This window comes from Falsirhodobacter halotolerans (genome assembly GCF_022899245.1).
In the GTDB taxonomy this organism is placed as follows: domain Bacteria; phylum Pseudomonadota; class Alphaproteobacteria; order Rhodobacterales; family Rhodobacteraceae; genus Falsirhodobacter; species Falsirhodobacter halotolerans.
The window spans coordinates 2,248,701-2,262,887 of record NZ_JALJAZ010000001.1; the positions used below are offsets into that span (position 1 = coordinate 2,248,701).

General features: G+C 67.7%; 14 protein-coding genes. 5 read left to right on the forward strand and 9 right to left on the reverse strand.

Features of this window, described 5'->3' with window-relative positions:
* Nucleotides 1-76: 76 nt before the first annotated feature.
* Nucleotides 77-487, forward strand: a complete 411-nt coding sequence (locus MU449_RS11695; RefSeq protein WP_244738310.1) for a hypothetical protein — start codon at nucleotides 77-79, stop codon at nucleotides 485-487.
* Here the strand turns inward: MU449_RS11695 and MU449_RS11700 are convergent.
* Together MU449_RS11700 and clpS are read right to left on the reverse strand one after the other, a co-directional pair.
* Nucleotides 469-1,425: a class I SAM-dependent methyltransferase gene (locus MU449_RS11700; protein ID WP_244738311.1), complete on the reverse strand. Its 957-nt coding sequence runs from the start codon at nucleotides 1,423-1,425 to the stop codon at nucleotides 469-471. The genes MU449_RS11695 and MU449_RS11700 overlap by 19 nt on opposite strands.
* Entirely contained in the window at nucleotides 1,426-1,764 is a 339-nt protein-coding gene (gene clpS, locus MU449_RS11705; RefSeq protein ID WP_425310605.1) for an ATP-dependent Clp protease adapter ClpS, read from the reverse strand.
* 100 nt (nucleotides 1,765-1,864) lie between these two features.
* Here clpS and MU449_RS11710 point away from each other — a divergent pair, with 100 nt between their 5' ends.
* Both MU449_RS11710 and MU449_RS11715 read left to right on the forward strand, forming a co-directional pair.
* Nucleotides 1,865-2,575, forward strand: coding sequence for an HAD family hydrolase (locus MU449_RS11710; protein WP_244738312.1), 711 nt, complete (start codon nucleotides 1,865-1,867; stop codon nucleotides 2,573-2,575).
* A 139-nt stretch (nucleotides 2,576-2,714) separates the two neighbouring features.
* A complete protein-coding gene (locus tag MU449_RS11715) occupies nucleotides 2,715-4,175 on the forward strand; it encodes a D-alanyl-D-alanine carboxypeptidase family protein (protein WP_244738313.1) in 1,461 nt (486 codons plus the stop codon).
* Here the strand turns inward: MU449_RS11715 and MU449_RS11720 are convergent, their stop codons facing one another.
* From MU449_RS11720 to MU449_RS11745, 6 genes are all read right to left on the reverse strand, one after another.
* The gene (locus MU449_RS11720; protein ID WP_244738314.1) at nucleotides 4,176-5,384 is read right to left on the reverse strand and encodes a glycosyltransferase; all 1,209 of its coding nucleotides are present in this window, start codon (nucleotides 5,382-5,384) and stop codon (nucleotides 4,176-4,178) included. It lies immediately after the preceding gene.
* On the reverse strand, nucleotides 5,381-6,964 hold the full coding sequence (locus MU449_RS11725; protein WP_244738316.1) for an ABC transporter ATP-binding protein: 1,584 nt from the start codon (nucleotides 6,962-6,964) through the stop codon (nucleotides 5,381-5,383). Before MU449_RS11725 ends, MU449_RS11720 begins: the two co-directional genes overlap by 4 nt.
* A complete protein-coding gene (locus tag MU449_RS11730; protein ID WP_244738318.1) occupies nucleotides 6,961-8,064 on the reverse strand; it encodes an ABC transporter permease in 1,104 nt (367 codons plus the stop codon). Before MU449_RS11730 ends, MU449_RS11725 begins: the two co-directional genes overlap by 4 nt.
* Entirely contained in the window at nucleotides 8,061-9,155 is a 1,095-nt protein-coding gene (locus tag MU449_RS11735; RefSeq protein ID WP_244739053.1) for a microcin C ABC transporter permease YejB, read from the reverse strand. Before MU449_RS11735 ends, MU449_RS11730 begins: the two co-directional genes overlap by 4 nt.
* Complete coding sequence (locus MU449_RS11740) at nucleotides 9,155-11,020, reverse strand: extracellular solute-binding protein (RefSeq protein ID WP_244738320.1); 1,866 nt, start codon at nucleotides 11,018-11,020, stop codon at nucleotides 9,155-9,157. The genes MU449_RS11735 and MU449_RS11740 overlap by 1 nt, the downstream gene beginning before the upstream one ends.
* 99 nt (nucleotides 11,021-11,119) lie before the next feature.
* A complete protein-coding gene (locus tag MU449_RS11745; RefSeq protein ID WP_244738322.1) occupies nucleotides 11,120-11,632 on the reverse strand; it encodes a c-type cytochrome in 513 nt (170 codons plus the stop codon).
* Nucleotides 11,633-11,740: 108 nt separating this feature from the next.
* Between MU449_RS11745 and MU449_RS11750 the strand changes: the two genes are divergently transcribed.
* Entirely contained in the window at nucleotides 11,741-12,565 is an 825-nt protein-coding gene (locus MU449_RS11750; RefSeq protein WP_244738323.1) for a prephenate dehydratase, read from the forward strand.
* Nucleotides 12,562-13,179 (forward strand): sugar O-acetyltransferase, encoded by a 618-nt coding sequence (locus MU449_RS15825; protein WP_280517658.1) that lies wholly within the window; start codon nucleotides 12,562-12,564, stop codon nucleotides 13,177-13,179. The genes MU449_RS11750 and MU449_RS15825 overlap by 4 nt, the downstream gene beginning before the upstream one ends.
* Here the strand turns inward: MU449_RS15825 and MU449_RS11765 are convergent.
* Complete coding sequence (locus MU449_RS11765; protein ID WP_244738324.1) at nucleotides 13,142-14,074, reverse strand: L-threonylcarbamoyladenylate synthase; 933 nt, start codon at nucleotides 14,072-14,074, stop codon at nucleotides 13,142-13,144. The genes MU449_RS15825 and MU449_RS11765 overlap by 38 nt on opposite strands.
* Between the last annotated feature and the right edge of the window lie 113 nt (nucleotides 14,075-14,187).

The following is a 14,187-nucleotide window of genomic DNA, read 5'->3' on the forward strand; positions in this document are numbered from 1 at the left end:
GACAGATCGCCCGCATCACGGGGCTTGGACGCCGAAGGGCCGCACGCTATAATCACCGCCAGCGGAGGATGCCCCCATGAAAGCCCTGTTCCTGTTGCCTGCCCTTGCCCTGCTGGCCGCCTGCGCCACGCCCCGCGAACAATGCGTGTCCCGCGCGACGCAGGATCTGCGCATCGTGGATCGCCTGATCGCCGAGGGGCAGACGACGCTGGCCCGCGGCTATGGCACCGAACGCTATCAGACGACACGGCCCACCTGGCGGCAATGCGGCTGGTATCCGGCCCGCACGCGCGACGGGCGCATCGTGGCGGGCGCGCCGCGCATGTGCTGGGACGATGAGGTGATCACCCGCACCCGCCCCGTCGCGGTGGACCTGCAACAGGAATCGCGCACCGTGGGGCAGTTGCAGGCGAAACGGGCGCAACTGGCCCGCGCCTCCAATGCCGCCGTCGCGCAATGCGTGGCCGCCTATCCCGCCGCGCGCTGACGCACCGGCCCCTTGGCGCATAGGACGCGGAAGGCGCTGTCGCCGCCCACCTCCTCCACCTGACGGAAGGTTTCGGCCAGCACCTCGCGATAGGGCAGATGGCGGTTAGCCACCATCCAGAACGCCCCGTCCGGCACCAGCATCCGCGCCGCCGCGCGGATGAACGCCGCCCCCAGCGCCGGGTCGGCCTCGCGCCCCGTGTGGAAGGGCGGGTTCGAGATCACGTGATGAGCGGGGCGTTCGGGTTTGAACGTCGTGGCGTCCGCCCAATGAAAGCGCCCTTCCGGCACGTTCCGGCGCGCGCATTCCAGCGCGTCGGCCTCCGCCTCCACCAGATCGACCTCGGCCGCGCCCTTGTCGAAGGCCGCGCGGGACAAATAGCCCCAGCCCGCCCCCAGATCGACCACGCGCCCCTTCAGCGCGGGCAGGGCCTGCGCCAGAAGGACCGATCCGCGATCCGGCCCATCGGCGGAAAAGACGGCCGGTGCCACGTGAAACCCGTCCACCACCCGATCCTGCGCCGTCCAGTCCGACAGATCGGCGCGGAACCACGCCAGCTTGCCATGGGCCTTGATGATCGGCGCCGACACCTCGCCCCGCTTGCGCAGATCGCGCAGCGCGCTTTCGATGCCGTCGGTCTTCTGCCCGTCCACGATCGCCAGGTCGGCCAGCGCCGCGCGGGCCAGCAGCGCCTGCCCATGGGCCCGGGCGCGCGGCAGGCACACGATCACCGTCGCCGCATCCGCCGGCACATCCCGCGCCACGGTCCAGCCCTGCGCCGCGAAATGGTCGTGATCGGGCCGAAAGCCGGTCACCACGACCGTCCGGTCCTTGGGCAGGGCCGACAGGTCGTCGCCCATCCGGGGGCGCAGCACGGACACCCCTCCCTCGGGCAGCGTCAGGCTGTCCAGGGCCAGTTCAAATCGGGCAGAGCGCATCTATTCTTCTTTTTCCATCGTGCATTGTAGCGGATGCTGGTGGCGGCGGGCGAAATCCATCACCTGCGCCACCTTGGTCTCCGCCACCTCATGGCTGAACACGCCCACCACGGCGAGGCCCTTCTTGTGCACGGTCAGCATGATCTCGAACGCCTGGGCGTGGGTCAGGCCGAAGAAACGTTCCAGCACATGGACCACAAACTCCATCGGGGTGTAGTCGTCGTTCAGGATCAGAACCTTGTAAAGCGGGGGGCGCTGGGTCTTGGGCTTGGTCTTCGTCAGGATGGAGCTGTCGTCATTGGGCTGATCCGGGCCGGAACGGTCGCGCGATCCGGTCATGACGGGGTGCATCAATGCCATAACAAAGGGCCTTTGGGAGGTTCACGGGCGGGAATGGCCGTAATATATACGATTTTCGCTCAAGGAAAAGGGGGCCGCCATGCTGACGACGATCGGGTTCGACGCCGATGACACGCTTTGGGCGAACGAGGCCTATTTCCGCCTGACCGAAGACCGCTTCACCGACCTCCTGGCCGATTACACCGAGGCCCCGCATCTGAAGGAACGTCTGCTGGAGGCCGAGCGGCGCAACCTAGCCCGCTATGGCTTCGGCGTGAAGGGGTTCACCCTGTCGATGATCGAAACCGCGATCGAGGTGACGGAGGCGCGGGTTCCGGCCTCGGTCCTGGCCGAGATCCTGGCGGCGGGGCGCGACATTCTGGACCATCCCGTGGATCTTCTGCCCCATGCGCGCGCCACGGTGGAGACGCTGTCGGCCACCCACCGCGTTCTGCTGATCACCAAGGGCGATCTTCTGGATCAGGAACGCAAGCTCGCCGCCTCGGGCCTTGGCGATCTGTTCCACGGGGTGGAGATCGTGTCGGACAAGACGCCCGCGGTCTATGCCCGCATCTTCGCCCGCCACGGGCAGGGCGCGGCGCAGGGCATGATGGTGGGCAATTCGATGAAATCCGATGTGCTGCCGATTCTTTCGGCCGGGGGCTGGGGCGTGCATGTCCCGCATGGCGAAATCTGGGCGCTGGAACATGCCGATCCCCCGGACGGGCACGCGCGCTTTCACACCCTGCCCGACCTCGGTACCCTGCCCCAGCTTGTTGCGTCCATCGCGGCGGGCGGCACTGCATCTTGACCCTGCCCGCCCCCATGCCCCCCCTCCGCCCACGGGGCCACAAGGGGGTTTCGGCAAGGGGGATGCTGTGCTAGCCTTAATGGATTGATAAAGTCCCTTCGCCATAAAGAAAGGGACCATCTCCGAGGCGGGAACACATATGGGACAGGCGATCGCATCGCTGCTTGGGCAGTATGTCCGTTTTTTGCTGCTGGCCGTCATACTGGCGTCAGGGGTGGGGGCCGCGCAGGCCGCACCCTATGCCGCCTATGTCATGGACGCGCGAACGGGCGAAACCTTGTATTCGACAAACGCGGACACGCGGCTGCATCCGGCCTCGCTGACCAAGATGATGACGCTGTATATCGCGTTCCAGCACATCAAGGAAGGCAAGGTGTCGCTGGACACGATGATCACCGTGTCGCGCAACGCCGCGTCGCAGCCGCCGTCGCGGCTGGGGCTGCGGGCCGGGCAGAAGATCGCCCTGCGCTATCTGATCCGGGCGGCGGCGGTGAAATCGGGCAACGACGCGGCCTCGGCCATCGGCGATGCCCTGGGCGGGGATGAGGCGACCTTCGCCGCGATGATGAACCGCACCGCCAAGGCGCTGGGGATGAACAACTCCACCTTCGTCAACGCCAACGGGCTGACGCGGACGGGCCACATGTCCACCGCGCATGACATGTCCATCCTGGGCCGTCACCTGCTGTTCGATTTCCCGGAATACTACAACCTCTTCTCGCGCCGCAGCACGGATGCGGGCATGGCGACGGTGGCCAACACCAACCGCCGCTTCCTTGACGCCTATGAAGGCGCGGACGGGATCAAGACCGGCTACACCTCCGCCGCCGGGTTCAACCTGACCGCCTCGGCACTGCGGGGCAATTCGCGGATCATCGCGACGGTGTTCGGCGGCACGTCCACGGCCGACCGCAACGCGCGGATGGCCAAGCTTCTGGACATGGGGTTCGAGCGTGCGCCGCGCAACGCCCCCATCATCGCGCCCACCGCGCCGGGATCGGCGGCCCCCGTGCCGCAGGCCCCGGTTCAGCAGGCCCCCGCGCTGGTCGCATCCGCCGGGGCGGCGCCGTCGGTGGTCGCAAGCTCGCTCCGCCCGCAGGCGCGGCCCGGATCGGCCCCCGCCTCGACCCAACTCGCCTCGGCGGTGGAGGGGATGGAGAGCGGCATCGCCAGCGCGCTGCAATCGGCCTCCACCTCCGGCCTCGAGGCCTCGCCCGCGCCGGCCGCGCGGGCGGGGGCGGATGCCGCCTCCATCAACGTGGCGGTGGCGTCGGCCTCCAGCCAGCCCCTGCCCTTCGAACTGATCGAGGAAAAGGTCGCCCAGCCCCAGCAGCAAGAGATGGTGGCGACGCTCTCCACCTCCGGCGGGCGGCATTGGGGGGTGAATGTCGGGCGGTTCAACTCCAGCTATGCCGCCGACCGCGCGATGACGCAGATCGCCTTGGCCGAAAGCGCCACGCTGAACGACGGGCTGCGCAAGATCGTGCAGCGCGCCAGCGGCTATGACGCCAACATCATGGGGCTGACGCAGGATCAGGCCAGCCTCGCCTGCCGCCGCCTGCGCGCCAAATCCGAGGAATGTTTCGAGATCGGGCCGTAATCAGGCCCGGTTTTCGACAAAGGCGATCATGCGCGGCAGGCAGTGCGCGCGCAGATCATACCGATCCAGAATCGTCTGCCGCCCCGCCGCGCGCACCCCGTCATGCCGGGCGGGGTCGGCCAGCGCCCCCGTCAGCGCCGCCGACCACCCCGCCACATCGAAGAAGTCCACCAGCAGCCCGTTGGTCCCGTGCCGGATCACCTCGCGCACTGGGGGGGTGTCGGATCCCACGACCAGCGCGCCCGCCGACATCGCCTCCAGCATCGACCAGGACAGGACGAACGGATAGGTGAGGTAGGCATGGACCCGCGTCACCTGCATCAATGACCGGAACACGCCGTAAGGCACGTTCCCCAGAAAATGCACGCGCGACCGGTCCAGGCGGTCGCCCATCTCGGTCAGGAAACGGTCCTTCCACGACCCTTCGGGGGGCGCGCGGCCATAGCTGACGCCGTCCCCCCCCACAATCACCACCTGCGCGCGGGGCCGTGCCGCCAGAACGTCTGGCAAGGCCCGCAGGAAGATGTGATACCCGCGATAAGGTTCGAGATTGCGGTTCACGAAGGTCAGCACCTCGTCCCCCGCGCGCAGGGTGGGACCGTTCGGCACGGCCACCTGCGCATGGGGGTCGGGGGCCATGCGGGCGGTGTCCACCCCGTCATGGATCACCCGGATCATCGGGCGCAGGGTCGCGGGGTGGCTGTCCGCCTGCCACTGCGTGGGCGAAATCCCGGCATCGGCATGGACCAGCGCCTGCGACAGATGCGCCCCCCGCGCCTGCGCGCGCACCCCCGCATCCGGCCCCACCGCGCTGAACTCGGGGTCGAACCCCGTATCCTGCCCCTGCCCGCGATAGAAGAACTCGGCATAGATCAGCAGCCGCGCCTCGGGCCAGATGTCCTTCAGAAACAACGTCTCGCCCCAGCCGGAATGGCCGAGGATCACATCCGGCACATAGCCGTCGGCCCGCAGACGATAGGCGGCGCGCGCCACGGCCAGCCCCCGGTCGGTCATCCGCGCGTAATCGCCCGCAAGCCCGATGCCGTCGCGGTCGCTGGGGCTGAAGCGATAGCGCAGGGTGCGGATGTCGGACGGACGGGTGTTCCCCTCCACCGTCAGGGCCAGACAGTCGTGGCCCCGCGCCTTCAACGCCGGGGCAAGATGCAGGAACTGTCCGGGAAAGTTCTGATGCAGGAACAGGATTTTCATGGCGCGGTCGGGAACGCGGCCTGCATCAGATTGCGGGTATAGTCGGTGGCGGGGCGGTCGAACACCGCCTCCACCGTGCCGGCTTCGACCACATCGCCCGCGCGCATGACCATGATCTTGTGCGACAGGGCGCGCACCACCCGCAGATCGTGGCTGATGAACAGATAGGCGAGGCCCCATTTCCGCTGCAAGTCGCGCAGAAGGTCCACGATCTGCACCTGCACCGTCATGTCCAGCGCGGAGGTCGGCTCGTCCAGCACCACCAGTTTGGGGCGCAGGATCATCGCGCGGGCGATGGCGATGCGCTGGCGCTGGCCGCCGGAAAATTCATGCGGGTAGCGCGCCATCGTGGCGGGGTCGAGGCCCACCTCGGTCATGATGGCGGCGACCATCTCGTGCCGGTTGCCCTCGGCCCCGTGCACGCCAAGCCCCTCGGCAATGATCTCCTCCACCGTCATGCGGGGCGAGAGGCTGCCGAACGGGTCCTGGAACACCACCTGCATGTCGCGGCGCAAGCCCCGCAGCGCCCGCGCGCGCTTGCCCTGAACGTCCTGGCCCAGAACGACGATGGGGCCGTGGCTTTCCACCAGCCGCAGGACGGCCATGGCCAGCGTCGTCTTGCCCGATCCCGATTCGCCCACCACGCCCAGCGTCTCGCCCGCGCGCAGGGTCAGGGTGGCGGCGTTGACCGCCTTCACATGCCCCTTCACCCGCCGCAAGAGACCGCCATGCACGGGAAACCAGACGCGCAGATCACCTGTCCGCAGCACCTCGGCCGCGTCGTCGGGCACCGGAACCGGACGCCCCGTGGGTTCGGCCCCCAGCAGTTTGCGGGTATAGGGATGCTGCGGATTGGCGAAGATGTCGGCGGTCGCCCCTTCTTCCACCAGCACGCCGTTCTGCATGACGCAGACGCGGTCGGCGATCTTGCGCACCACATTCAGGTCGTGGGTGATGAACAGAAGGCTCAACCCCTCACGCACCTTCAGGTCGGCCAGAAGGTCGAGGATTTGCGCCTGGATCGTCACGTCCAGCGCCGTCGTCGGTTCGTCCGCGATCAACAGCGTCGGGTTGTTGGCCAGCGCCATGGCGATCATCACCCGCTGGCGCTGCCCGCCCGAAAGCTGGTGGGGATAGGCCGACAGGCGGTTTTCGGCGTCACGGATACCGACCTTGTCCAGCAGTTCCAGCACCCGCGCGCGCGCCGCCGCCCCCCGCAGCCCCTGATGCAGCGCGATGCTTTCCGTCACCTGCCGCTCGATCGTGTGGAGGGGGTTGAGCGAGGTCATCGGCTCTTGGAAGATAAAGCTGATGTCGTTGCCCCGCACGGCCCGCAACTCGCGCTCCGCCGCGCCCACCATCTCGCGGCCCATATAGCGGACGGACCCCGTCACCTCGGCCGCGTCGCCCAGAAGCTGCACGGTGGACAGGGCCGTCACCGACTTGCCCGACCCGGATTCCCCCACCAGCGCCACGGTCTGGCCCTTTTCCACCCGGAATGACACGCCCCGCACCGCGTGATGCGTGGCCCCGTCCTGCCGGAAGCGGATGTTCAGGTCGGTTACCTCCAGCACGGTCATCGAAAGGTCTTTCTGGGGTCGAAGGCATCGCGCACCCCCTCGAACATGAAGACGAGGAGGGAGAGCATGATGGCGAAGGTAAAGAAGGCGGTGAAGCCCAGCCACGGGGCCTGAAGGTTGTTCTTGGCCTGCAATGTCAGTTCGCCCAGGGAAGGGGCTGAGGACGGCAGGCCGAAACCCAGAAAGTCCAGCGCCGCCAGGCTGCCGATCGCGCCCGCGGTGATGAAGGGCAGCATGGTCAGCGTGGCGACCATGGCGTTGGGCAGCACATGGCGAAGCATGATCCGCCCGTCCGACACGCCCAGCGCCCGCGCCGCCCGCACATATTCGAAGTTCCGCGCGCGCAGGAATTCGGCCCGCACCACGCCCACCAGCGCCGTCCACCCGAACAAGACCGACAGCACAACCAGCGACCAGAAATCCAGCCGATAGAGCGCGCCGACGATGATGATGACATAAAGCATGGGCGTCGCCGACCACAGCTCGATCACCCGCTGGAAGGTGAGGTCGGTCCAGCCGCCGAAATACCCCTGCACCGCCCCCGCCGCGATGCCGATGACCGAGGTGAGCGCCGTCACGATCAGCGCGAAGGTCACCGACAGGCGGAAGCCGTAGATGACGCGGGCCAGAACATCCCGCGCGGTGTTGTCCGTCCCCAGCCAATGGTTCGCATCGGGGGGCGAGGGCGCGGCGCGGCCCAGATTGTTCACGGTGTCATAGCTGTAGGGGATGGGCGGCCAGAGGATCCAGCCGGTCTGCACCACCTCGCCCGCCACGGTGCCACGATCCTCGGCTTCGGTGATGGTGCCTTCGGGATCGTCGAAACACCCCTCCGCGCCCCCCGCGATGATCAGGCACTGCACCTCGGGCGCAGTATAATCGGCCTCGGTCCGGAAATCCCCGCCGAAGGCCGTTTCGGGATAGAAGGTCATGATGGGCGACCGCCATTCCCCCTGATAGCGGACGAGGATTGGCTTGTCGTTGGCGATCACCTCGGCCATCAGCGACAGGCCGAACAGCACGGCAAAGATCCAGAGCGACCAGAAGGCGCGGCGGTTGGCCTTGAAGTTGCGCCAGCGGCGCGCGTTGAGGGGGGTCATCCGCGGCTCCCGAAATCGATGCGGGGGTCGATCCAGACATACATCAGGTCCGAGATCAGCCCGACGATCAGCCCGATCAGGCTGAACACGAACAGCGTGCCGAAAACGACCGGATAATCGCGGCTGACCGCCGCCTCAAAGGCCAGCCGCCCCAGACCGTCCAGCGAGAAGATCGTCTCAATGATCAGGCTGCCGCCGAAGAACACCGCCACGAACACCGCCGGAAAGCCCGCCACCACGATCAGCATCGCGTTGCGGAAGACGTGGCCGTAAAGCACGCGGTTTTCGGTCAGCCCCTTGGCGCGGGCGGTCATGACGTATTGCTTCTTGATCTCGTCCAGAAAGCTGTTCTTCGTCAGCAGGGTCAGGGTCGCGAAACTGGCGATGGTGGAGGCCGTGACCGGCAGGGCGATGTGCCAGAAGTAATCCGCGATCTTGGCGAATGGCCCCAGCTGCGCCCAGTTGTCCGAGGTCAGCCCCCGGATTGGGAACCATTGGAGATAGCTGCCCCCCGCGAACAGGACCAGGAGCAGAATGGCGAACAGAAAGCCCGGAATGGCATAGGCGACGATGATCAGGGCCGAGGTCAGCGTGTCGAACCGCGTCCCGTCCCGCGTGGCCTTGGCAATGCCCAAGGGGATGGAGATCAGATAGGCGATCAGCGTGGACCAGAGGCCGAGCGAGATCGACACCGGCATCTTCTCCACCACCAGATCGACGACCGAGATGGACCGAAAGTAACTCTCGCCGAAATCGAACCGCAGGTAATTGCCGATCATCAGCAGGAACCGTTCCAGCGGCGGCTTGTCGAAGCCGAACTGCCGTTCCAGATCGGCGATGAATTCCGGCGGCAGACCGCGCGATCCGACATAGGTGGTGCCCGTCGCGCCCGAGGTCACGTCGCGCTGCGCCCCCGCATCGCCCGCGCCCCCCGTCACGCCTTCCAGCGCATCGCCCTGGCCCTGCATGTTGGCGATGACCTGTTCGATCGGGCCGCCCGGCACGAATTGCACCAGCACGAAGTTGATCACCATGATCCCGAACAGCACCGGCACCATCAGCAAAAGCCGGCGAAGGATATACGCGCCCATCAGGTCTTGTCCGACCACCAGAAGTCATTCTGGCCCAGCGCATAGGGCGGGATCGTGTCTGGCCGGCCATAGCCTTGCCAATAGGCGACCCAGTATTTGCCCAGATACCACGTCGGCACCATGATCATCTCGTGCCGCAGCAGACGGTCGGCGGCGCGGACGCCCGCCGCCATCTCCTCGCGCGTGGTGGCGTCGATCACGCGGGAAATCAGATGGTCCAGCGCGGGCGAGCCATAGCCTGCGGGGTTGAACAGATCGTCCTTGTCCGCGCTGCCGAACCGCTGGGCCATGCCGGTCCCCTCCTCGGGGCCGGTGAGATAGCCATCGAGGATCATGTCCCAATCGTGGTCGCGTTCCCGCAGCGTGTATTGGGCGTAATCCACCCGCCGCATGGTCGCGTCCACGCCCAGCGCCTTCAGATTGTCGGTATAGGGGGTGATGTAGCGGTCCAGATTCGGATCGCCGATCAGGAATTCCAGCGTGAACGGTTCGCCGTCCCGGTTCAGGCGGCCCGTCGCGTCGGGGGTCCAGCCCGCGTCCTGCATCAGGGCCAGCGCCGCGCGCAGGTTGCCGCGATCCAATTGCCGGTCACCCGACACATGGGGCATCGCCACCTCGGCGGTCAGGATCTCGGGCGCGATCTGGTCCGACACCTCCTGCAGCAATTCCAGCTCGCGCCCTTCGGGGACGCCCTGGGCCTGAAGGTCGGGGCTGTTCTGCCAGAAGCTTACGCGCTGCTGGAAGAGGCCGTATTGCAGCGTGTTGTTGGTCCAGGTGAAATTATACATCAGCGCAAGCGCGCGGCGGACGCGCAGGTCCTGAAACTTCTCCCGCCGCAGGTTGAAGACGAAGCCCGTGGCCTGCGGGATGTTGCCGTCGGGCAGCTCCTCTTTCACCACCTCGCCACGGGTCACGGCGGGGAAATCATAGCCGGTGGACCAGGTGCCGGAGTTCGTCTCTTGCCGGAAGGTGAACTGGCCCGCCTTGAACGCCTCGAACGCGGCGCCGGGATCGGCGAAATATTCCACGCGGATCGTGTCGAAATTCGCGCGCCCCTGCATGATCGGCAGATCGCGGCCCCAATAGTCGGGGTTCCGGCGCAGGGTGATGCGGCGGTTGATGTCATAGCTGTCGATGACATAGGGGCCGGACCCGGGCGACGTCTCAAGCCGGCTTTCGTCCAGCCGCGCGCCGGTCGCCTCATACCACGCCCGCGACCAGATCGGCGTGCCGCCCGCCTGCCCGATCAGGCTTTTGCGCGGCACCCCGTCGGCAAAGACGAAGCGCACGGTCGAATCGTCGATCGCCTCCACCGTGGGGATGGAGGCCTTGACCGACTGGGCATAGGAGGGCAGCCCCTGTTCCAAGAGCAGGTTGTGGCTGAAGGCCACATCATGGGCGGTGACGGGCGTTCCGTCCGAGAACATCGCCTCGGGCCGCATGTGGAAGACGACCCAATCCTGCGTTTCGGGATATTCAAGGCTGTGGGCCACCAGCCCGTAATAGGCCGTGTCGTCCGCGACGTCGCCCAGCAGGCTTTCATAGGGCATCACCGACAGGGCCGAGGCGCGCCCCTTGCGGGAATAGGGGTTGAAGCTGTCGAAGGTGCCCAAGGCCCAGCTCGACATCTCGCCCCCCTTGGGCGCGTCGGGGTTCACATAGTCCAGATGGGCGAACCCCGCCGGGTATTTCAGCGCGCCGAAGGTGGAGAACCCGTGCGAGGTCAGGATGCGGTTCGGATCGCCCGCCGGTTCCTGCGCCCCCGCGGGGGCCGGGATAAGACCGGGATAGGCGGCGGCGAAGGCCGAGACGCCGATCCCGCCCAACACGCCCCGCCGCGAGATCCCGACCCCTTTGCCGATCATGCCCATACCCCTGTTCATCCGTTATCTCTGGCCCGCAATGCTAGACGGCGCAGCCCCGGCCCTCAAGTTGCGATTGCGTGAGAGGCGGCCGCGCGAAAATCACGGCGCCGATTGAAGATAGGCGATCAGGTCGGCCCGATCCTGCGCGCTGGCGATGCCGGCAAAGGCCATCTTGGTCCCCGGCGCGTATCCGCGCACGTTGCGCAGGAAGGCATCCAGCGCCTCCGGCGTCCAGACCTGCCCCGCCATGGCCCGCAGCGCGGGGGAATAGGCGAAATCGGGCACAGAGGCCTTTTCACGCCCCACCACCCCGTCCAGATGCGGGCCGATGCGGTTCGGCCCGTCGATGGCGTGGCAGGCGGCGCAGCGGTTGAACACCACGCGCCCCGCCGCCGCATCGCCCGCCGGAAGGTCGGGCGCGCCGGTCGGGGTTGTTTCGGTCGCGGTCGTGTCAGTCGGGGGGGCGGCCCCTGCGGGCGCAGTGGCGGGGCCCGGATCCTGCGGCGCAGGGTGCGGGGCATAGAGCGCCCCCGCCCCCACCCGCAAAAGGACCAGCACGGCCAGCGCGCCGCCCGTTCCCGCGATCAGCCCTGCGGGTCTGCCCCACCCCATCGCCATTCCCCCTGTTGCCCGATCACCTACGCGCTTCCCCCACGCGGGGGCAAGGTATAGTCATGTCGCAGCCAGACCAGAACGATCACAGAGGCAGGGGGGACGGACATGACCGGACGCATTTCATTCCAGGGGGAGCTTGGGGCCTATTCCCACGCCGCCTGCCGCGCCGCCCGCCCCGACATGGACGTCCTGCCCTGCCGCACCTTCGAGGACGCGATCGAGGCGTGCCTGTCGGGCGAGGCGGATCTGGCCATGTTGCCGATCGAGAACACGACCTATGGCCGCGTGGCCGACATCCATTCGCTGCTGCCCAATTCCGGGCTGAAGATCATCGACGAGGCCTTCGTGCGGGTGGAGATCGCGCTGATGGGCCTGCCCGGCGCGCCCCTGTCGGGCGTGACCCGCGCCATGAGCCATACGGTCCTTCTGGGACAGGTGCGCCAGTTCCTGCGCGACCGGGGCATCGGCACGGTCACGGGCGCGGACACCGCCGGTTCGGCCCGCGTGGTGGCCGAAACCGCCGATCCGACGCTGGCCGCCCTCGCCCCGCGCCTGGCCGCCGAAATCTATGGGCTGGAGATTCTGGCCGACGGGGTGGAGGATCAGTCCAACAACACCACGCGGTTTCTTTTGTGTTCGCGCAAGGCCGACCCCGACCGGCGGGCCGAGCGGATGGTCACCACCTTCACCTTCCGCGTCCGCAACATTCCGGCCGCGCTTTACAAGGCGCTGGGCGGGTTCGCGACGAACGGCGTCAACATGACCAAGCTGGAAAGCTATATGGTCGGGGGCAGTTTCGTCGCCACCGAATTCTATGCCGATATCGAAGGCCACCCGGAGGATCCCCCCGTCAAACGCGCGCTGGAAGAATTGGGCTATTTCACCAGCCAGATCGCGATCCTTGGCACCTATCCCCGCCGGCGCGCATGAGCGAACTGGACAAGGCCCTGCGGGGCGAGCTTTATGACGCCAATTACGACGCCGAGGTGATCGCCCGGCGCAAGGAGACCAAACGTCTTCTGCACCGCATCAACACCCTGTCGCCCGACGAGGAGGACGAGCGCCGCCGCCTGCTTGGCACCCTGTTCGGGCGCATTGGCGCGCGGTTCGTGTTCGACGGGGCGATCACCTGCGATTACGGCTCCAACATCACCATCGGCGATGATTTCTATGCCAATTCCAACCTGACGATCCTGGACGGGGCGCGAGTCACCATCGGCGATCACGTGTTCATCGCGCCGAATGTGGGCCTCTACACCGCCGGGCATCCCCTGGATGCGGGCCGCCGGAATGCGGGGCTGGAATATGCCCTGCCCATCACCATCGGCCACAATGTCTGGATCGGCGGCGGGGTGACCGTCCTGCCGGGCGTCACGATCGGCGACGGGGCGGTGATCGGGGCGGGCGCGGTGGTGACGCGGGACGTGCCGCCGGGGGTTGTGGCGGCGGGCAACCCGGCCCGGGTGATCCGCGCGATCACCCAAGCCGACGCCGCCCGCACCGAGTTCAGCGCGGCGCGGCTGCCCGGCGCAGGCGATCGTTGATCGCGCGGCCAAGGCCGGTTTCGGGAATGGGGGCCACGGCGATGGTCCCTCCCGCGCCCGCGTGATCGTCGGCGGCGCGCAGCATGTGGAAAAGGTTGGCCGCCGCCTCCACCAGATCGGCGGAGGGGGAGAGGTTCAGCCCCTCCGGCCCCGCGCCGAACCCGATCCCGACCTCATCCCCCGCCGCGCGCGTGTTCAGCCGGACCCGCCCGCGCGGCGCGTAATGGGAGACAAGCTGGCCAGGGGCCGAGGGCTGCGCCGCATCCCCGCCCGTGGGCAGGGGCCCGAGGATCGCCTCCAACTCCTCGACCGGCACACCGCCGGGGCGCAAAAGGCGCGGCGCCCCCACCAGCCCCAGAATGGTCGATTCCACCCCAACCGCGCAGGGGCCGCCATCGACCACCGCCTCGATCCGGCCCGACAGGCCGTCCAGCACATGATCCGCCCGCGTCGGGCTGATCCGGCCCGACGGGTTGGCCGACGGCCCCGCCAGCGGCCCGCCAAAGGCCCGCAGCAGCGCCCGCGTGACGGGATGGGCAGGCACCCGCACCGCCACGCTGTCCAGACCCGCCGTGACCAGCGGCGACAGCCCCGACCCCGGACGCACGGGCAGCACAAGGGTCATCGGGCCGGGCCACAGATGGCCCAGACGCTCCCACCCCGCGGGCAGCACGGCAAAGCGGGCCACGGCCTCGGCATCGGGCAGATGCACGATCAGCGGGTTGAAGCTGGGGCGGCCCTTGGCCTCGTATATCCGCGCGACGGCACGGTCGTTGCGGGCATCGCCGCCAAGGCCGTACACCGTTTCGGAGGGAAAGGCGACCAGACCGCCATCCCGCAACAGGCGGGCGGCTTCATCCAGACCGTCGGCGTCGGGGGCGAGAAGGCGGGTCATCGGACGCTCGGGTGACTTTGGAAACACATTCGCCTCGCTACCCCCCCCGGGCGGGACGCGCAAGCGTGACAGGCTGCGCACAATCGGCTATGGCACAAACCGACCCATTCACG